Annotated in this window: 17 protein-coding genes; 1 reads left to right on the top strand and 16 read right to left on the bottom strand. The window is 45.8% G+C overall.

What is annotated here, in order from left to right; translation table 11 throughout:
- Nucleotides 1-34: 34 nt before the first annotated feature.
- From B5D42_RS17475 to rpsA, 6 genes are all read right to left on the bottom strand, one after another.
- Nucleotides 35-397 (bottom strand): DUF4296 domain-containing protein, encoded by a 363-nt coding sequence (locus tag B5D42_RS17475; RefSeq protein ID WP_078832837.1) that lies wholly within the window; start codon nucleotides 395-397, stop codon nucleotides 35-37.
- A complete protein-coding gene (porD, locus tag B5D42_RS17470; protein WP_078832836.1) occupies nucleotides 394-1,317 on the bottom strand; it encodes a type IX secretion system protein PorD in 924 nt (307 codons plus the stop codon). The genes B5D42_RS17475 and porD overlap by 4 nt, the downstream gene beginning before the upstream one ends.
- Nucleotides 1,307-2,506 (bottom strand): bifunctional phosphopantothenoylcysteine decarboxylase/phosphopantothenate--cysteine ligase CoaBC, encoded by a 1,200-nt coding sequence (gene coaBC / locus B5D42_RS17465; RefSeq protein ID WP_078832852.1) that lies wholly within the window; start codon nucleotides 2,504-2,506, stop codon nucleotides 1,307-1,309. The genes porD and coaBC overlap by 11 nt, the downstream gene beginning before the upstream one ends.
- 124 nt (nucleotides 2,507-2,630) lie before the next feature.
- A complete protein-coding gene (locus tag B5D42_RS17460) occupies nucleotides 2,631-2,975 on the bottom strand; it encodes a DNA-directed RNA polymerase subunit omega (protein ID WP_078832835.1) in 345 nt (114 codons plus the stop codon).
- Nucleotides 2,944-3,768 (bottom strand): outer membrane protein assembly factor BamD, encoded by an 825-nt coding sequence (locus tag B5D42_RS17455; RefSeq protein ID WP_078832834.1) that lies wholly within the window; start codon nucleotides 3,766-3,768, stop codon nucleotides 2,944-2,946. The genes B5D42_RS17460 and B5D42_RS17455 overlap by 32 nt, the downstream gene beginning before the upstream one ends.
- A 167-nt stretch (nucleotides 3,769-3,935) precedes the next feature.
- On the bottom strand, nucleotides 3,936-5,837 hold the full coding sequence (rpsA, locus tag B5D42_RS17450; RefSeq protein WP_078832833.1) for a 30S ribosomal protein S1: 1,902 nt from the start codon (nucleotides 5,835-5,837) through the stop codon (nucleotides 3,936-3,938).
- A 204-nt stretch (nucleotides 5,838-6,041) separates the two neighbouring features.
- Between rpsA and B5D42_RS17445 the strand changes: the two genes are divergently transcribed.
- Nucleotides 6,042-6,317 carry a hypothetical protein gene (locus B5D42_RS17445; protein WP_078832832.1) on the top strand — a complete coding sequence of 92 codons (276 nt, stop codon included), beginning with the start codon at nucleotides 6,042-6,044 and terminating at the stop codon, nucleotides 6,315-6,317.
- A 49-nt stretch (nucleotides 6,318-6,366) separates the two neighbouring features.
- Here B5D42_RS17445 and B5D42_RS17440 read toward each other — a convergent pair whose 3' ends face one another.
- The 10 genes from B5D42_RS17440 to rpsE form a co-directional block, all read right to left on the bottom strand.
- Nucleotides 6,367-7,599 (bottom strand): BaiN/RdsA family NAD(P)/FAD-dependent oxidoreductase, encoded by a 1,233-nt coding sequence (locus B5D42_RS17440; RefSeq protein WP_078832831.1) that lies wholly within the window; start codon nucleotides 7,597-7,599, stop codon nucleotides 6,367-6,369.
- A complete protein-coding gene (locus B5D42_RS17435) occupies nucleotides 7,596-8,528 on the bottom strand; it encodes a DUF3078 domain-containing protein (protein ID WP_078832830.1) in 933 nt (310 codons plus the stop codon). The genes B5D42_RS17440 and B5D42_RS17435 overlap by 4 nt, the downstream gene beginning before the upstream one ends.
- An 86-nt stretch (nucleotides 8,529-8,614) precedes the next feature.
- Entirely contained in the window at nucleotides 8,615-9,574 is a 960-nt protein-coding gene (locus B5D42_RS17430) for a DUF1735 domain-containing protein (protein ID WP_078832829.1), read from the bottom strand.
- 25 nt (nucleotides 9,575-9,599) lie between these two features.
- Complete coding sequence (locus B5D42_RS17425) at nucleotides 9,600-11,192, bottom strand: SusD/RagB family nutrient-binding outer membrane lipoprotein (protein ID WP_078832828.1); 1,593 nt, start codon at nucleotides 11,190-11,192, stop codon at nucleotides 9,600-9,602.
- A gap of 12 nt (nucleotides 11,193-11,204) precedes the next feature.
- Nucleotides 11,205-14,336 (bottom strand): SusC/RagA family TonB-linked outer membrane protein, encoded by a 3,132-nt coding sequence (locus tag B5D42_RS17420; RefSeq protein ID WP_078832827.1) that lies wholly within the window; start codon nucleotides 14,334-14,336, stop codon nucleotides 11,205-11,207.
- 454 nt (nucleotides 14,337-14,790) lie between these two features.
- Nucleotides 14,791-15,615 (bottom strand): type I methionyl aminopeptidase, encoded by an 825-nt coding sequence (gene map / locus B5D42_RS17415; RefSeq protein WP_245825754.1) that lies wholly within the window; start codon nucleotides 15,613-15,615, stop codon nucleotides 14,791-14,793.
- A gap of 62 nt (nucleotides 15,616-15,677) precedes the next feature.
- Entirely contained in the window at nucleotides 15,678-17,024 is a 1,347-nt protein-coding gene (gene secY, locus B5D42_RS17410; protein WP_078832826.1) for a preprotein translocase subunit SecY, read from the bottom strand.
- Between the two features lie 77 nt (nucleotides 17,025-17,101).
- A complete protein-coding gene (gene rplO, locus B5D42_RS17405) occupies nucleotides 17,102-17,551 on the bottom strand; it encodes a 50S ribosomal protein L15 (protein WP_078832825.1) in 450 nt (149 codons plus the stop codon).
- Between the two features lie 168 nt (nucleotides 17,552-17,719).
- Complete coding sequence (gene rpmD / locus B5D42_RS17400; RefSeq protein ID WP_078832824.1) at nucleotides 17,720-17,902, bottom strand: 50S ribosomal protein L30; 183 nt, start codon at nucleotides 17,900-17,902, stop codon at nucleotides 17,720-17,722.
- Between the two features lie 42 nt (nucleotides 17,903-17,944).
- Nucleotides 17,945-18,466 (bottom strand): 30S ribosomal protein S5, encoded by a 522-nt coding sequence (gene rpsE / locus B5D42_RS17395; RefSeq protein WP_078832823.1) that lies wholly within the window; start codon nucleotides 18,464-18,466, stop codon nucleotides 17,945-17,947.
- Nucleotides 18,467-18,481: the final 15 nt, after the last annotated feature.

Here is an 18,481-nt window from a genome sequence, read left to right as displayed (position 1 = left end):
GTCGTTAGCTCGTGTAAAGGTATGGAATGGCAGATTACCGGGAGATATGCTCCCAGTTTTGTTTTTCCCGGCTGGCAAGCTGGTCTACAGAATCCAGCAACTGCTTGAACTTCACCGGGTGGGTTTCATAGTAACGATAGCTTTTGTAATACTGCTCACGCGTGATGCCATGGATGAGGAATACCTGTTCATATAACCGGATGTCTTCGCGCTGTTTTTTCAGCGTGGAGTCTTTGCGTGTGAGATGTACATACCATTCATCTGCTTTCAGCATGTCCCACATCACCACTTTCATACTGTCTACCGGCAGTATGTCCTTTTCCGCTGATGAGTTGCAGGATATCATCATCATTCCTGCAAGAAAAAAAGATATGTATGCTCCTGCTATCCGTTTCATTTCAGATCCTGTTTATACCGTGACGCATTTACTATATCCAGCCGGCTCAGCAATTCTATCGCTTTTGCTTTTTCATCTGCGGTTGCTTTTTTAAAGATGCCCGACAGTTCCTGGTATTTACCCTGCATGAAAAATTGCAGGATCATCGTATTGGGATTCTCTTTGTTAAAAGCATCCAGTTGCGTAAGTGCCTGCAGTATCGCAATTCTCGCTTCGCTTTCTTTATCATAAAGCTGGTCGAGACCGCTCCTGTAATAAGTGTAAATGATATCGTGGATGATATTATACCTCGTATTGATCAGGTTCTCATTCAGCCAGTAACGGTTCCGCAGGCCATCGAACACGCGCCAGCCGGAAATATTCCTTCCCTCCGGGGCATTGGTTACGATATTCTGTGCTTTCCTGAAAGCAGCTTCACCTCCTTTCGGGGAAAAGGAATCGTAATCCAGGCCGATGATCATATTGGCATAGTAAGCAAAGATGGCCGTGAGATTCGCTACAGCGGCATCTGTACCCTGAACCCTGCTTTCATTGAATTCTACCGGCTGAAATTCTACATATTTAAACGTCAGGTCTTCGTCTATGAAATTAACGATGGCCGACTGGTAAGAAGTGTTGTACACCGGCCTCGCTGCCTGAATCGTAAGACTTGCCTTATAAATATTGGTTTCTACAATGCTCGAAATATTCAGAATGAAACTGCATTCTATTTTCTCATTGTCCCTGAACGCATCATTGGTCCACTTGCGGGTATTCATCAGTGTATTCAGCTGCGATTGCAGTGTGGTGAATATCTTTTTATCTACCGTTGAACTCACACGCGAAGAAATAACCGTTACCCTCGCCTGCAGTTCCTGTGCATGGCCACGGGCAACAGCAAGCAGACAGCAACAGAATGCTATGATGATCTTATTTCTCATTGCGATATTTGATAATAAATGATACAATTTCATCCGCAACTGTTTTTTTCGATTGCAGCGGTATGATCTGCTCATCACCTGAGCGGTGCAGGATGGTGACCTGGTTGGTATCGAATCCGAAACCGGCTGCAGTATCGCGTAATGAATTGAGGATAATGCAGTCGGTATTCTTTTTCTTCATTTTTTCCAGCGCATGTTCGCGCTCGTGTTCTGTTTCCAGCGCGAAGCCAGCAATGAACTGGTTATCCCGCCGGTGCTGCCCGATATAGGCAAGAATATCTTCTGTTTTGGTAAGTTCCAGTGTAAGGCCCTGTTCTTTCTTTTTGATCTTTTCAGGTGCCGCTTCTACCGGTCTGTAATCTGCAACGGCAGCAGCCATTACCACAATATCTGCGCTGATGGCCTGTTCTTTACAGGCTTCCAGCATCTGCGCTGCAGTGGTCACTTCTGTTACAGTAATGTCTGCATAAGGTAATTGCTGCGCTGTAGGCCCTGTGACCAGCACCACATCAGCACCACGGAGGTATAATGAAGCGGCAAGTGCAAAGCCCATTTTTCCGGAAGAATGATTGCCGATAAAACGAACCGGGTCTATCGCCTCATAGGTAGGCCCTGCGGTTACCAGTGCTTTCTGACCCTGCAGTTCTGTACTGCGGAAATATTTCGCGGTTAGCGCGTGGAAGATCTCTTCCGGTTCGGCCATACGGCCGGCACCGAATAATCCACTGGCCAGTTCGCCGTGACCTACCGGGAATATATGAACGCCATCCTTAGCCAGCTGCTCCAGGTTTCTCCGGGTGGCAGCATGGTGCCACATATCTTCATCCATAGCAGGTGCGGCGGCAACAGGACAGGTAGCGGACAGGTAAACTGCCAGCAGTATATTATCACAAAGGCCATTGGCCATTTTAGCAAGTGTATTGCAGCTGAGTGGCGCCATTACAAACACATCGGCCCAGCGTCCGAGCATTACATGATTTTCCCAGTTATCACCGCTGACAAGGTCAGTAACAACGGGGTTACCGGACAAGGTAGACAATACCAGCGGCGATACAAACTGCCCCGCTGCCGGTGTCATGATCACCTTCACTTCGGCGCCGGCTTTTACCAGCAGCCTTACCAGCAGTATGGATTTGTATGCGGCGATGCTACCGCTGATGCCTATCAATATTTTTTTGCCTTTGAGCATAAGATTCAGATTCAGCAATTGCTTTATGTGCGGATAAAGGTACGGAGCCACAGATCCATACATCAAAATAACAAAAAACGACAGTTAAATAACTGTCGTTGTGAATGATTTCGGAAAGATTTATCTATCTGAAAAGATCGTTTTCATTGTTCAGCCTGTGATATACTTTGCCTTCCATGAATTCCTGTGTTGCAAGAATAGCAGGATTCGGCATTTTTTCATATGCACGGGATATCTCTATCTGCTCTTTGTTCTCGTGGATCTCTTCCAGGCTGTCCGTATGGCTGGCAAACTCTTCCAGTTTGTTATGCAGCTCTTCCCGGAGGGATATATTGATCTGATTAGCTCTCCTGGCAATGATAGCAATCGATTCGTAAAGGTTACCTGTTTTAGACTTGATCTCTACCAGGCTTTTGGTTTCTACCACGCTGGCGGTATTAGCGCCCATTTGCCTTCTTAGCTTGCTCATTTTTCAGGTTGTTTAAAAAGTTATTTGATTGTGTTTTATACTTGTTGACTTCCGCTACATGTTTGCTTTCTGCAAAACGCTCTGCAAAATCATTACATTCTGAAAGTACTTTCTCAAAACGCTCTTTCTGCTTTTCTTCCAGGCTCATTTCTGCATAGCGGAAATAAGAACGGATCTCCTGCAGTTTATACTCATCTGATTTTTTAGAATCAGGGAAGTTATCAGAGATCGTTGCATAGGCAATTGCCGATGCTTTGTAATAACCAAGGTTATAATAAAGCTGTGCAGCCAGCGCTTCTTTCGCTTCCAGTTTTTCACGGCAGGCATCAATGATAGATGCCGCATCTTTCGACCTTGGTGAGTTGGGATGCGTATTGATAAAGGCCTGCATCAGCTGCATGGTCTTGTTCGTATTGGTCTGGTCCAGCTCAATTTTGGGCGACTGCTTGTAATAGCAGTAAGCGCGCATATAATCGCACTCTTCGGCATGTGAACTGGTCGGGAAACTTTCAACGAAGTTCTTGAAGAGATTTTCTGCATTCAGGTAATCCTTATCGTAGTAATACGCGTAAGCAAACTTGAAATACATGTCTTCATACCTGGGTGTACCTTTCACATAAGGAAAGATATCTTCAAACAGCTGAATGGCATGTGCATAGTCCTTCTTAGCATAATACTGCTCCGCCATCTTGGTTTTATACTCATAATCCTTGCTCTTCATCACTTTATTGAATTTGTTGGAGCAAGAGCTGAGTAGCGATACCGATATAATTAACAAAAGGATCCTGTTCATACAAGTTGGCAAAATTAATTAATTGCGGGCAATATATAAAGAGGAATTCTTGTTTGACGCCCTGTGAAGTTAAGAAATACATAAAACGCCCCTTCTGAGGGGGATTTTACCAAGAAAAAGGCCGTCTTCGGGTGAAGACGGCCTTTTTTATATCAGAAGCGGGGTGATTATTGAGCGTCACCTTCGCCTTCCTGTAATTTGGCTTTGATCTCAGCCAGCGCGCCCAGATCGCCCAGGGTTGCTTTTTCTACCTTGCTCTGGATGTTTTTCACAGCTTTCTTGGTCTTGTCAGATTCGGCTTTCGCTTCTTTCTTGGCAGTTTCCTTTTCTTCAGCTATGTGTTGCTCCCAGATACGGGCATGGCTCAGAACGATGCGTTTTTCATTGCGGTCGAATTCGATCACCATGAACTGTGCAGTTTCATCAGCCTGAACCTGTTTGCCGTCTTCCTTGTTGAGGTGACGGTTAGGTGCGAAACCTTCGAGACCGTAAGGCAGCTGAACCAGCGCACCTTTATCGTCTTTACGGGTAACAGTACCTTCATGGAGCGTACCTACTGCAAAGGTATCTTCCAGTGCATTCCAGGGATCTTCTTCCAGTTGTTTGTGACCCAGCTGCAGTTTGCGGTTCTCTTTATCAATGCTTAAGATGATGATATCGATCGTCTCGCCAACTTTAGTGTAGTCTGTCGGGTGGTTGAAGCGTTTCAGCCAGCTCAGGTCGCTGATGTGGATCATACCGCCGATTCCTGGTTCCAGTTCTACAAATACACCATAAGGAGTGATGTTTTTCACCAGGCCTTTGTGTTTGCTTCCTTCCGGGAATTTGGTTTCGATGGTATTCCATGGATCCTGGCTCATTTGTTTGATGCTCAGGCTCATTTTGCGTGCATCTTTATCGAGGGTAACCACTTTAGCTTCGTACTCGTCGCCCAGCTTGAAGAATTCCTTCGCGTTGATCGGCGTGTTTGCCCATGTGATTTCAGATACGTGTACCAGACCTTCAACACCAGGCTGAATTTCCAGGAACGCACCGTAATCTTCGATATTTACCACTTTACCTTTCACTACTGAACCTTCTGCCAGTCCTTCAGGCAGCACATCCCAAGGATGCGGGGTCAGTTGTTTCAGGCCGAGGCTGATACGTTTTTTGTCGTCGTCGAAATCCAGTACAACCACCTGCAGTTTCTGGTCCATCTTCACCACTTCGCTCGGGTGAGAGATACGGCCCCATGAAATATCGGTGATGTACAGCAGACCATCGAGACCGCCGAGGTCCATGAATGCACCGAAGTCTGTGATGTTTTTCACCACACCTTCCAGTACCTGGCCTTTCTCGAGCTTGCTCATGATCTCTGCACGTTGTGCTTCGATATCGCTTTCGATCAGTGCTTTATGCGATACTACCGCGTTCTTGATGGCTTCGTTGATCTTCACCACCTTGAACTCCATTGTTTTACCAACAAACTGATCGTAATCAGTTACAGGTTTAACGTCGATTTGAGAACCTGGCAGGAAGGTTTCCATACCAAATACATCTACGATCAGGCCACCTTTTGTTTTGCTGGTAACAGTACCGGTAATAACTTCTCCTGTTTTGTGAACCTCAACGATTCTTTCCCAGGCACGGAAAATACGGGCTGATTTGCGGCTCAGGTGCAGGTTACCATTACGGTCTTCCTTCTCTACCACCATTACTTCCACTTCGTCGCCTATTTTCAGGCCCTGTACATCGCGGAATTCGTTCAGGGATACCAGGCCATCGCTCTTGAAACCGATGTTTACTACAACATCTGTTTTTGTTAAAGCTACCACCCCACCCTTAACGATTTCGCCATCTTCGATCTGAACGAAAGTGTTATCATACACTTTGTCGTACTTAACGCGATCGGCTTCTGCATAATGACTTACATTGCGCTTGTCAATGCTCCAGTCAAAATCATCATGAGCTGTTTCAACAACAGGCTCTGCTACAGGTGCATTTGTTGTCGCAGTAGGAACTTCTGCTGCCTCGCCGGCTGCTGCGTTCTCCTGTGCATCTGCGTTTAATTGTTTGATGAAAAAATTCATAAAAAAATCCCGACGGTTTTAATTCGGGCTGCAAAAATACGAAAAAAAGCGGTCTTTCGGGGTAAAAATGCCTTCCCCGGGCATTATTCTCCACTGTAAACACTGATTTTCAATACAGTTCTTTAAAATTAACATTCCCCTGCCCCATTCAGTTTGCTTTTGACACGGCACTTGTTGTAACTTAATCTTACTAAACTCTTACATATGAAAAAAATGCTTATCGTGATGCTTATGCTCATTGCAGGCATCTCGGGCGGTTTTGCCCAGGGTGGTAAAAAGGAACCCGCTAAAAAAGCAGCTCCTCCAGCTGCCGCTACAACTGCTGCGCCTGTCAAGAAAGACGGCACTCCAGACATGCGTTACAAAGAAAACAAGGAGAAAGCGAAGGCTGCCGCACCTGTCAAAAAAGACGGCACGCCCGATATGCGCTACAAAGAGAACAAGGAAAAGGAAAAAGCCAAGGCCAAAAAGAAAGGCTAGTTGGAATAATAAACCAGGTCCGGCAAAACCGGGCCTGATTTATTATGGGTCATATTGATCTTTCCGCTATCGCTTTTGCCGCGATCCAGCCACTGGTCCATGCATGCTGGAAATTGAACCCACCTGTAATTCCATCTACATCCATCACTTCTCCGGCAAAGAAAAGTCCGGGTATTTTCCGGCTTTCCATCGTATTCGGTTCTATTTCGTTTAACCGGATACCTCCGCAGGTTACAAATTCTTCTTTGAAGGTTGTTTTCCCCTTTACTTCGAACTCCTGCCCCGTCAGGTTTTTGATCAGGCGGTTCTGCTCTCTCGAAGGCAGGTCTCCCCAACGACAGTCGGCTGCGATACCGCTTTGCGCCAGCAGGTAAATCCATAACCGTCCGGGTAAAGCGAAAGGATTTTTATGATTCATTTTCTGTGCGGCCAGTTCCTGTCTGAGCTGCGGCCATTCTTCGCGCAGCATCTCTTCCCGTTTCTCCGGCAGCCAGTTCACTATTGCTGTGAAATGATAATTTTTTTCTGCGAGGTATCTTGCTCCCCAGGCAGATAAACGTAAGATCACAGGTCCGCTCATTCCCCAGTGTGTAATCAGTAACGGGCCTTCTTCCGCCAGTTTACTCCCTGCAACTTTCACCGCTGCCCTTTCCACGCTGATACCCATCAGTTCCGTTACAGGGTTACCCGGCATATTGAACGTGAACAGCGAAGGTACCGGCGTTTCTACCTGGTGCCCGGTTGCTGTAAGCCAATCGAACATGGAAGATTTCGGATAGCCGCCTGTGGCGATACACAGATAATCCGCACGCAGTTCTTTTGTACCGGTCTGCAGCCTGAAGCCTTCTTCCAGCCTTTCTATACTTTTGATTTCTGTCTGCAGCATCACTTTCACGCCGTACTGATCTGCTTCCTTCAGCAGGCAGTCGATGATCGTTTGCGACTGATCGGTAACGGGGAACATCCGTCCGTCTGCTTCTGTTTTCAACCGCACACCTCTTTCACCAAACCATTCTATCGTGTTCTGCGGGTTAAACCAGTGAAATGTTTTTTTCAGGAAATGCTGCCCCCTCGGATAACGCTTTACCAGTTCAGGAATATCGAAGCAGGCATGTGTTGTATTACACCTGCCGCCGCCGCTCACTTTCACTTTGGAGAGGAGTTTATTACTTTTTTCAACAAGCACAACCGACAGTGAAGGGTTCTGTCTTGCAGCATTCACTGCGCAGAAAAAACCTGCAGCACCGCCGCCGGCTACAATCAATTGTTTCCTGTTACTCATAGGTTTACCAGTAGTCCTGCACCGATGATCGATTTAACCTGTAAAGCCGGAGCATCATGATTTACACCGAACAGGCGCACATTATCATCATAGATCAGGTCGAGACTATACGTAACGGATAAGATGTCCGAGATCTTTACAGCGAAAAGGTTGGTCATGTTCATTGCCACGTTCAGGGGCTTATCGAGGTAATCGGAGAACAGGTCAAGCCTGCCGGTATAGGTTACGTTTTTATTGATATTGGTTTTGTAATTCGTACTCATGAATGCACCCAGCTGGAAGAGACTTTTTTTGCCTGGTGTAACACCGTAAGCACCTTTGGCAGATAAACTGTCGTCGTTCACGATCACCCAGCGTGCTGTAGCCGAGGAAAAGAAGATGGAAAGATCTTTGGCAGGTTTATAATCCAGTCCAAGACCGAGCAGAATGTAAGCCGGGGCGAGGATATCGGATGAAAGAACTTTTGTTGTGGCATCGGGATACGTATACCCTTTAAAAAACTGCGTACGGAAATTGAAGATAGCGCCGATGTTCAGTTTCGGGTTCAGTGCATATCCGTATTTGGACAAAAGGTCGAACCGGTCGTCATTCTTGCGTGCGCCGAGGCTTGAAGTATTGACATAGCCGAGATTTATACCAGCCGAGGTATTCCATTCATTCCTGCCATTCTTATACATGGCGAAGCCGCTTAGTGCAGTATTGAGCGATAAGGCATAATTATCGCCACCGGCTGCCCAGTTTTTTAATGAGGTCTGGGATAAGGTAAGGGAGAACAACCCGCCCGTTTTCCATTTTTTGGCGGCCGTATCCGTTTTGAAAGCGGTACTGTTCTTATCGTTGAATTCTTTCTGCAGTCCTTTCGCCCTGTTGTCCTGTGCTGTTGCGCAGAGTGTAAGGAAGAAGCAGAAAGAGAGCATCACTTTTTTCATAAGCACGGTTTTGATGGGAACAAAGATCGTAAAAAAACGAAAAGCCCCCTGAAAGGGAGCTTTTCGAAGTATGAAAGAGATACTGACTATCGTGGTGATTTGTACATCAGCGTATCGTTGATGATCATATCAGTTCTTCCGGATTCTTTCAGGATGAAAGAAGCGTAAACATTACCAGTTGCAGGATCTACACGGTTATCAGTAACTGCAGGGTTAGGTACTACAGTTTTGGCACCGGCTGTATTGTTGCTGATGTTAGTGATCTTGTTGGTAGACAGATCATAGGTCAGCAATGGAACCAGCGCTGCGATGCTTGAAGGCAGACCAGCAGTTGTAACCGCAGCGTGTACGGCAGCAGTTACGCTGGTACCCGCGTTCAGGTTACGCATGGTAGAAGTGGTAGTTGAAGCTGTTACCAGCTGAACATCACTATAGTACCAGGTGGTGGTGTTTACATCATAGCCCCTGTCGTTGGTACCGAACCTGAATTTCAGGGTATAAGTACCATCGAGCCTGTTGATACCGTTCAATGCATAGATAATGGTGTTGAAGTTACCACTGATCACGCCCATAGAAGCGGATTTGATGGTAAGCGGCAGAACATAGGTTTTACCCCACAGCTGATCGGTGTTGGTCAGTGTGATCGGTAAGTTCACCTGCCTTCTACCTTTAGGAATTACCACTTTGGTAGCAGGAATGCTGAACATGGTAGATGGCAGCATAGTGAAGGTTTTGGTGTTCTGCGAGTTGTACTTGTCGATCACAGCCTGGTCAGCAACAGCCACTTCAACAGTGATATCTTCAGGCGCATTGTCAGCACCGGAATAGCTCACGATAGCGTTGTAAGTACCTGTTGGTTGCATCAGGATGTTGATGTTGTACAACGGATAGATATTACCAACAACAGAGGTAGCGATACCCGCTGTATTAGCAAATTCGATGACGTTGTGCGTCTTGGAAGGATCCATCAGAGATGAATCTTTCAGGCAACCCGTTAACCCGGAAGCCACTGCGCAAACGGCTACTAATTTTCCAAATAATTTCATTATTCAATTTTTTTAGATCAGTTAATTATTTAGCCCAGAAGATCAGAGAAGAGAACTTGTCTACATCTTTTGGAACATTCGCGCTGTTTGTTGAGAACTCAGAGCTCGGATAAGGGATACGTGTAGGTAACCTGTCCGGACGGGTTGAAATAGACTGAACAGACGCAAAAGATTTGGTCGGATCAGTAGAACCCGGAGTGATCGCAGGATAACCTGTTCTGCGGTACTCGTTCCATGGCTCGTGAGAGAGGATCATGTTCAGCGCGATGTATTTCTGAGTGATAATCGCTTCTATCTTTTTATCGTTGGTATTAGCTGCATCAAAGTCTGCCAGGTAATTACCAGCGTTAGCTGTACGGTATGCAGCTGCATCTGTAGCAGGTGCCAGGTAACCGGTGGTAGCCAGTTTTCCTGTGTTATCCAGGTACAGGTAGTTGAATGAAGCATCGATACCCTTGTTGAAAGCGGTTTTAGCATCGCCGGTGATCAGGCCGCGAACGATTGCTTCAGCCTGCAGGAAATAGCTTTCCGCAGCGAGCATGATCGGCTGACCCATATCGAAACCTTTGAAGATACCGATCTTGTCAAATGCAGTAGCACTTGTTCCTTTGTACCAAGGACTTGGGCTTGCAGCATTTGGTGGTTTAGGGTTAGTTTCGTTACCTAACTGATTGGTTGGTGTATTAGGGAATGCCTTGTACACTACAGAACCACGTCTTGGGTCATTCAGCTTGGTACCATCGTAGAAAGTAAGTGCGAAAGTTGATGGCAGACGAGACAGACCCGCAGATCCAGAAGCACTACCTGTGTAGCTGTAAGCCCAGGTATCCCAGGCTGGGTTCTGCTTACCGGAGTTTTTAGAGTAACCAGGGTTTACGATTGCATCCTGAGTCAGGAAACCATCTGCACTGAAAGTAGTGTTGGTGAAGGTTACCTTGCTGCCTGCGCGTAACATGATACGCAGTTTCAGGGTGTTCGCATATTGTTTCCAGAGAACCATGTTCGGCGGAGCTACCTGTGTGAACAGCGGATCAGCTGCAGTAGTCAGCGCAATTGTAGTCTGAGGATTAGCCAGGCCTTTGTTGATCAGTATGATAGCAGTATCGAGCTGCTCAGCGATCGATTTATAGATCGCAGTACCCTGATCGTATTTAGGGCTGATGGCAGAAGCGCCACCCAATGCATCGCTGTAAGGAACGTTGTTGTACGCATCTACCAGCAATTGGTAGTTATGCGCCATCATGATCCTTCCGATCGCATTGAAGTATGCATATCTATCCTGACCGTTGGTACTTTTCACGATATAGCTGTAATCCTGGATATTGTCATAAGTACTTGACCATAAACCAGTGTAGCTACCTGTGGTGAAATCGTAAGTAACATAGGTACCGAAACCGCTGTAACCACCGCCATTGGCGTTGTAACCTACCAGCGCAGCACCGTATGAGTTAAAGTTACCTGCAAGGTTACTGGCTGTAGCAACCAGTGCCTGCGGCAGGATCAGCTCCGGCGTTGCAGATGTTGCAGTATTCGGGTTCTGGTTAATATCCAGATATTTTTTACACGATGTAGTTAAAAGGACTACAATGCCTGATAACAGATATAGTGTTTTTTTCATTGCGATACTTGTTTAAAAAGTGATTGAGATAGATGCGCCATAGTAACGTGAAGGCGGTGCATTTGAAATACCTGCTACACCCACACCATTACTTGTGCTTCCGTTATCGCTGAACTCAGGATCGGTATACATGTTCGTTTTAGGGAAGAACATGAATACGTTACGCGCCTGTGCACTGATAGTTAAGTTCTTGATGAATTTAACACGCTGCAGCGCGCTCTGAGGTACATCATAAGATAACGTGATCTCACGGATTTTCCAGAAAGCACCTGAAATTACATAGTTCTCATTCACACCTGTACGTACAGACTGTGCCCAGAAGTTGTAACCACCATCTCTAACTGTGATATTGTTGTTTGGCAGGTACTCACCTGGTTTATTCGGATCAGGAATAACTGAGTTAGGGAATACAAACCTTTCACGGTTGAAGGCAACTGTGTTCTGACCACCACCAGAAAAGTCGAAGGCAGTAGTGCTAGGCATGTAAGTCTGGTAACCACCACGGTATTCACCCAGTGCGCTGAAACGGAAGTTTTTGTAACGCAGGCTGATGTTCAGAGCCAGTGTGTGCTTAGGCACAGCACTTCCGAGTACAGAGTTGGTATCAGAACGTGAAGGATATCCGGTGATAGGATCAACGATTACCCTGCCAAGAGGATCTTTCTTGTAAGCAGTACCCAGGAGTACAGGGAAAGGCTGACCTACAACAGCGTAAGAAATGCTACCCAGGCTCAGGTTCTTAACGTCGCTGGTGATCGCATCTACGTTGCTTTTGATAACATATGAGTAGTTACCACCAACAGTCAGTTCCCAGTCTTTCGTACGTAAAGGAACAGTGCTTGCAGTAAACTCAAGACCAGAACCAGATGTTGCAGCAGCATTCAGCAGGTAGGTAGTGTAACCAGTTGCTGAAGATACGCTGGTAGATACAGTCTGATCAGTTGTTTTGTTGCTGTAGTAAGTGATGGCACCGGTGATACGGTTTTTGAATAAACCGAAATCAGCACCAACTTCCCACTGCTTGGTCATCTCAGGTTTCAGGTTGTTAGATACAATCCTGTTACCCACAGTGAAACCACCGCCGATAGGGTAAGGGAAACCAGCTGCCTGACCGAAGGTAGGATCAAGTGCATAAGCACCGAAAGTACCTGTCAGGTTCACCTGACCTACTTTAGACCAGCTTGCGCGGATCTTCAGGGAGTTCAGCGCCTTCATTTCTTTCAGCGCAGGGATCGCATCCATTGGAGTGAACGCTACGTCAACTGAAGGATAGAAGAATGAACGGTTTTCAGGAGCGAGTGTAGAAACCCAGTCATTACGACCTGTAGTGTGGATATTCAGGAAGCCCTTGTAACCAATGTTCAGGTCATAGTAAGCACCCAGCTGGCGCGCTTTGAAATTGCTTTCATCCGCAGTTGGGTTATTCAGGGTATTGCTCAGGTTGAACAGACCCGGAACTACCAGACCGCTTACAGAAGCAGACAGTGATTTAGACTGATCCTGCCTTAAAGTAGCGGCAGTTACGAGACGCAGGTTGAAATCCTGGATCTTCTTTCTGAAAGAAGCCTGGAACTCAGAAGTCAGACGGGTTGTGTAAGAAGACGCATCAGTTACACCACCCACTTTATCAGTCTTTTTGTAAGAACCGTGTGTAGTTGCTTTGGCAAAATCAGAATACCTGAAGATATCGCTGTACGTTTTGCTTGATACGTTACGTGTGCTGATACCCAAACGGTAAGTGAAGTCTACCCAGCTCAGCGGAGCAAATTTCAGTTCTCCGTTCGCTGTGAAGTAGTCATTCCTTGTGCCCTGACGATAATTGTCGAGCAGGAAATAAGGGTTCTCATAGAACGGGTTGTAGTAACCGCTAGGATCTGCATATTTGTTTGTTTTCCAGTCTTTGTATTGGGTAACATCGATCTGGGCAGGAGTCTGCATCAGGTAACCATAGATATTTGAAGTCTGGCTGGTGATATCGTACCTGTTCTGCGCATAGCTTGAGTTCATGTTCAGGGTTAAAGTCCTGGTGAACTGACGGGTACCGTTATACCTTACTGTAGTCCTGTTGTATTTATCTTTTGGCGTAGTACCTACTCCGTCTACATACTGTACAGACAGGAAGTTTGTACCTCTTTCATCACCACCGGAGATAGACAGATCTGTCTGGTTGTTCAGACCAAGCTGCCAGAAGTTCTTTTTACCATCGGTCGGAGAATAAGGAACCATCTGGATAGTACCATCTGCCAGCGGCTGACCGATAGGTCTTACGATACCATCGAACTCAGGTCCGTACTGCTGGTTTTCATCCGGAGTATATACGCGGATATCTGCAGTAGAACCAGAACCGAACCTGTTCTGTAATTTAGGATAAAAAGCCACCTGCTCAATAGTCAATGTGTTTGCGACCTTAACCGCTACTTTGCTTTTTGAACCTTTTTTGGTGGTGATCAGAAGGGCACCGTTAGATGCATCTGAACCATAAAGAGCCGCACCGCTTGCACCATTCAGTACAACGATGTCTTCTACGTCTTCAGGGTTCAGGTTACCCAGTACATCGTTCGGAACGATTACGTTATCCAGAACGATCAGAGCCTGGTTGTTACCGGTCAGTGAACGCTGACCACGCAGGATCACACGGAAGTTAGGGTTAACGCCACTGCTTGTTGCGCTAACAGTCAGACCGGCAACTTTACCAGCCAGACCAGCAGCAACGTTCACAGGTTTAGCAGCTGTAAGAGTAGCCGCGCTTACCTGCGTAGATGCAGTACCGATATCCTTTTTACGTGTTTTTAAACCACCCGCTGTTGTAACTACTACGTCAGCGAGATTGTCTACGCTGGCAGTCAGTCTAACATCAAGCGAATTGTTCCTGATTCCTCCGAGTGGAAAGAATTGTTCAACAAACCCTACAGAAGCAATCTGTATCCCACGGGTGTTGTTGGAAACCTTTACAGAGAAAGTTCCGGTTTCATTTGTTACTGTTGTACTTAACACTTTACGGTCAGTACCCAATTCAGTAACGGATACACCACTTAACGGTGTCCCCTTGTCGTCGGTAACCTTGCCGGTCACCGTTCTAGTCTGTGCATCCAGCTGGCCTATAGCCAAAAGAGAGATGCATAGGAAGAGCAAAATTCTTCTCATAAGCGCTAGTTGGTTGGTTTAAAAATGAGGTTGGAAAGTAAGAAAAAAGTTAATCATTATTTAACTTTTTCTTATCGTATTCTTAGAAGTCAGCATTTGCAAGGGTTTCAATAGAAATATTTTTTTTTATAATCTCTCTCCAAAAGCCGCTTTTGCAACATTGTTGAATTTTTAAAAGCCAGCTATCCCGCTTTACCGCTTTTTTTCGCTTTTTTATCCATTATGAAACGATGCATTCTTGATGTGAAAAATAAATTCCTCAAACTGTCGTTCACAAAAAATAATACTGCGTGACTGTTATATGTGCAGCAAAAAAAATGCTTCATACAACGCTGCCTGTTGCATGAAGCATTTTAAAGAAAGTTGATCGTAATATTCTTGTAAGACGAAAATAGAATCCGCTGAAACTCTTTAAAGATAAGCGTTACAGAAGATCTGTATTTTTCTGATTCAGTTATTGATAATAAGAAGTGTTCAGGTTATTGTTTGCTTTTTCTGCTGCTTCGATAATACTGTAATCGGAAAGGATCAATGCTTTATTTCTTTTGATACATACGTCATGTTCGAAGTGAACAGAAGGTTTTCCATCACGTGTTTTCACGGTCCAGCCATCTTCTGCAATAAACACATCACGTGTTCCCATATTGATCATCGGTTCGATAGCCAAGACAAGGTTTTCTTTCATTTTAGGGCCATTTCCTTTCTTCCCGTAATTGGGTACCTGTGGGTCTTCGTGCAGGTTTCTTCCGAGGCCATGGCCAACAAGTTCACGCACTACGCCATAACCATATTTTCGCTCAGTATGCTCCTGTATGGCATTAGAGATATCTCCTACCCTGTTGTTGACGATGGCTTTTTCGATGCCTTTATACAGCGATTCCTTGGTTACCCGAACCAGCTGCAATACATCTTCGCTTGTTTCCCCGAGTATGAATGTATAAGCGTGATCGCCATGCCAGCCATTCAGTATCACACCCATATCTACCGATACGATATCGCCATCTTTTAATGCCACGTTGTTGGGGAAGCCGTGCACCACCACATCGTTAACGGAAGTGCAGACATTGTGGGGGTAGCCGCGGTAACCCAGAAAAGATGGAACCGCTTTATTGTCTCTCACAAATTCTGCGCATATTTTATCGATCTGCAGGGTGGTCATTCCCGGCTTCAGTACTTTGGCTACTTCTGTGAGCGTTTTACTTACCAGTGTGGCAGCTTCCTTCATCAGCGCCACTTCTGCTTCTGTTTTGTAAATAGTCATATTGGTCCTTCTGGTCATGATAAAAAGAAGCCTGCCAGTGTTTACTGGCAGGCTTGCAAAGTTCGCTATTATTTACCACATTAAATAGTGGTTGTGGAAACTGTTTGTCTGCCCTGTACGCGGCCGCTTTTCATCAGACCATCGTACTGGCGCATCAGGAGGTATGTTTCAATCTGCTGCAGTGTATCGAGGATTACACCTACCATGATCAGGAGGGATGTACCACCGAAGAACGTGCTGAAGCCTTGTGTAACGCCGAGACGTTGTGCAAAGCCGGGCAGGATACCTACAAATGCCAGGAAAATCGCGCCGGGCAGGGTGATCTTATCCATGATGGATCCGATGTAATCTGCTGTAGGCTGACCTGGTTTCACACCCGGAATAAATCCGTTGTTGCGTTTCAGGTCTTCTGCGATCTGTTTGGGGTTAAAGATCAGGGCTGTATAAAGGAATGTAAACCCGATCACCATTACAGAGTAAATGATCATGTACCAGGCGTTGCTGTGATCGTTGAAGATCTTAACAATGCCCTGTGCAGAATCGATATTGGTGAATGATACCAGTGTAGGCAGGAACATGATCGCCTGGGCGAAGATGATCGGCATTACACCGGCGCTGTTTACTTTGATAGGCAGGAACTGGCGGGCACCACCGAACTGGCGGTTTCCAACGATCTGCTTTGCATAGTTTACAGGTATTTTCCTCACACCCTGTACCAGGATGATCAGCCCCATGATAATAGAAATCAGGATAGCGATCTCCACCAGGAAGATCAGTAAGCCACCACCGGCCCTTTCACTCTTGGCACCGAACTCCTGGATCAATGATTGCGGGAGACGTGCAAGGATACCTACCATGATGATGATAGAAGTACCGTTACCGAGGCCTTTGTCCTGGATCCTTTCACCCAGCCACATTACAAACAGGGTTCCTGCAGTAAGTGTGATCACGGTTGAGAACCAGAAGAAAGGTTTATAGGCTGGCAGGATCGCTTCTGCATAACCGGGACTATTCAGGTAAGCCACATAAGCGCCGGCCTGGAAAATAGTTACGATCACTGTGAGATAGCGGGTCCACTGGTTGATCTTTTTACGACCGCTCTCGCCTTCTTTCTGGATCTTCTGCAGTTGCGGAACCAGGATGGTCATCAGCTGCATGAAGATAGAGGCAGAGATATAAGGCATGATACCGAGTGCCAGGATAGAAGCCTGTGAGAAGGCGCCGCCGGCAAACATATCAAAGATACCGAGCAGGCCTTTGTTGCTGGAAGCTTTCTGCGCCGCTTCGATACCGTTTGGATCGATACCTGGTAAAACGATATGGGTACCGAATCTGTAGGTTAATACAAGAACAAGCGTAACAATGATCTTGCTGCGCAGTTCTTCTATGGCCCAAATATTCTTAAATGTCTGAAGTAATTTTTTCACTTGAATCCGATTGAAGGCGTTATAAGTCTGAAACCAAAAGGACGCATCTTCGATGCGTCCGGCAAATTACGGTAAAATTACTTTACAATTTCAATGCTTCCGCCTGCAGCTTCGATTGCACTCTTAGCTTTTTCACTTGCAGCATTTACTTTGATGGTAAGTTTAGCTTTCAGTTCGCCATTCGCCAGTACTTTTACTTTATCAGTACGGTTGATCAGGTTGTTGATATAGAGATTCTCCAGGTTAACTTCAGTGAATCCGTATTTCTCAGCCAGTTGTTCCAGTTGTCCGAGGTTGAATACTTTGAATTCAACACGGTTGTTATTTTTGAAACCACGTTTAGGGATACGACGCTGGATTGGCATCTGACCACCTTCGTGTGCCATTTTGCTCTTATAACCTGCACGGCTCTGTCCGCCCTTGTTACCTTTTGTAGAAGTTCCACCTTTACCGGAAGCTTCACCACGGCCTAAACGTTTCTCTTTGTGTGTTGCGCCAACTGCGGGCTTGAGTGTGTGTAATTTCATCTTGAATTGATTTTGAACTTTACGGGGAATCACCCCTCGCTGTTAAATGATAAAATAAAAAGTGAAAATTAGTAATTAAGCGGTAAAACGAAAAATGAATAATGAAATAAGTGCAGAAACACTTTTCAATTATTCATTTTTCATCAGCGGTCTTAACTGCTAAATTATTTAAGCGATCTCTTCAACTTTCACCAGGTGGCTAACTTTGTTAACCATACCCAGGATCTGAGGAGTAGCTTCTACTTCTTTGGAAGCGTTGAGTTTTTTCAAACCCAGTGCGATCAGTGTCTGTTTCTGACGCTCAGACCTGTCGATACCGCTTTTAATCTGTGTGATTTTAATCTTTTTCATGACGTATCATTTGATGTCGCCGGCTTGCCGGGACAGGATTATTTATCCGTTAAATACTTTGCTCAGCTTTACAGTACGTTGTTTAGCTACCTGAACAGGCTCTCTGAGCAGGCTCAGTGCCTTGATGGTTGCTTTAACCACGTTATGAGGGTTTGCAGAGCCCAGGCTTTTAGCAAGTACGTCTGTTACACCGGCACTTTCCAGTACTGAACGCATGCTGCCTCCCGCGATCACACCCGCACCATGTGCAGCTGGTTTGATCAATACTTTGGCTGCGCCATCCTTAGCCCATTGTTCGTGGGGGATGGTTCCGTGCATTACAGGCACTTTCACCAGGTTCTTCTTGGCATCTTCGATACCTTTTGTAATAGCTTCCTGAACTTCTTTTGCTTTACCCAGTCCTGTACCTACAACACCATTTTCATTTCCTACCACTACGAGGGCAGAGAAGCTGAAAGTACGACCGCCTTTAGTAGTTTTCACTACGCGGTTAATGGCAACTACTTTCTCTTTGAGTTCCATATCGCCACCGGCTTTCACCTTATTTACGTTTACTTTAGACATTTATCTAACGATTAA

The sequence above is a fragment of the Sediminibacterium ginsengisoli genome (assembly GCF_900167075.1).
Classification (GTDB): Bacteria; Bacteroidota; Bacteroidia; order Chitinophagales; family Chitinophagaceae; genus Sediminibacterium; species Sediminibacterium ginsengisoli.
Note: the sequence above shows the minus strand (reverse complement) of the source record. Positions and strands in the feature narration are given on the sequence as shown.

What these genes read in the sequence shown, in the direction of transcription:
- B5D42_RS17475 (WP_078832837.1), bottom strand. Translation starts at nt 397, where the DNA reads ATGAAACGGATAGCAGGAGCATACATATCTTTTTTTCTTGCAGGAATG.
- porD (WP_078832836.1), bottom strand. Translation starts at nt 1,317, where the DNA reads ATGAGAAATAAGATCATCATAGCATTCTGTTGCTGTCTGCTTGCTGTT.
- coaBC (WP_078832852.1), bottom strand. Translation starts at nt 2,506, where the DNA reads ATGCTCAAAGGCAAAAAAATATTGATAGGCATCAGCGGTAGCATCGCC.
- B5D42_RS17460 (WP_078832835.1), bottom strand. Translation starts at nt 2,975, where the DNA reads ATGAGCAAGCTAAGAAGGCAAATGGGCGCTAATACCGCCAGCGTGGTA.
- B5D42_RS17455 (WP_078832834.1), bottom strand. Translation starts at nt 3,768, where the DNA reads ATGAACAGGATCCTTTTGTTAATTATATCGGTATCGCTACTCAGCTCT.
- rpsA (WP_078832833.1), bottom strand. Translation starts at nt 5,837, where the DNA reads ATGAATTTTTTCATCAAACAATTAAACGCAGATGCACAGGAGAACGCA.
- B5D42_RS17445 (WP_078832832.1), top strand. Translation starts at nt 6,042, where the DNA reads ATGAAAAAAATGCTTATCGTGATGCTTATGCTCATTGCAGGCATCTCG.
- B5D42_RS17440 (WP_078832831.1), bottom strand. Translation starts at nt 7,599, where the DNA reads ATGAGTAACAGGAAACAATTGATTGTAGCCGGCGGCGGTGCTGCAGGT.
- B5D42_RS17435 (WP_078832830.1), bottom strand. Translation starts at nt 8,528, where the DNA reads ATGAAAAAAGTGATGCTCTCTTTCTGCTTCTTCCTTACACTCTGCGCA.
- B5D42_RS17430 (WP_078832829.1), bottom strand. Translation starts at nt 9,574, where the DNA reads ATGAAATTATTTGGAAAATTAGTAGCCGTTTGCGCAGTGGCTTCCGGG.
- B5D42_RS17425 (WP_078832828.1), bottom strand. Translation starts at nt 11,192, where the DNA reads ATGAAAAAAACACTATATCTGTTATCAGGCATTGTAGTCCTTTTAACT.
- B5D42_RS17420 (WP_078832827.1), bottom strand. Translation starts at nt 14,336, where the DNA reads ATGAGAAGAATTTTGCTCTTCCTATGCATCTCTCTTTTGGCTATAGGC.
- map (WP_245825754.1), bottom strand. Translation starts at nt 15,615, where the DNA reads ATGACCAGAAGGACCAATATGACTATTTACAAAACAGAAGCAGAAGTG.
- rplO (WP_078832825.1), bottom strand. Translation starts at nt 17,551, where the DNA reads ATGAAATTACACACACTCAAGCCCGCAGTTGGCGCAACACACAAAGAG.
- rpmD (WP_078832824.1), bottom strand. Translation starts at nt 17,902, where the DNA reads ATGAAAAAGATTAAAATCACACAGATTAAAAGCGGTATCGACAGGTCT.
- rpsE (WP_078832823.1), bottom strand. Translation starts at nt 18,466, where the DNA reads ATGTCTAAAGTAAACGTAAATAAGGTGAAAGCCGGTGGCGATATGGAA.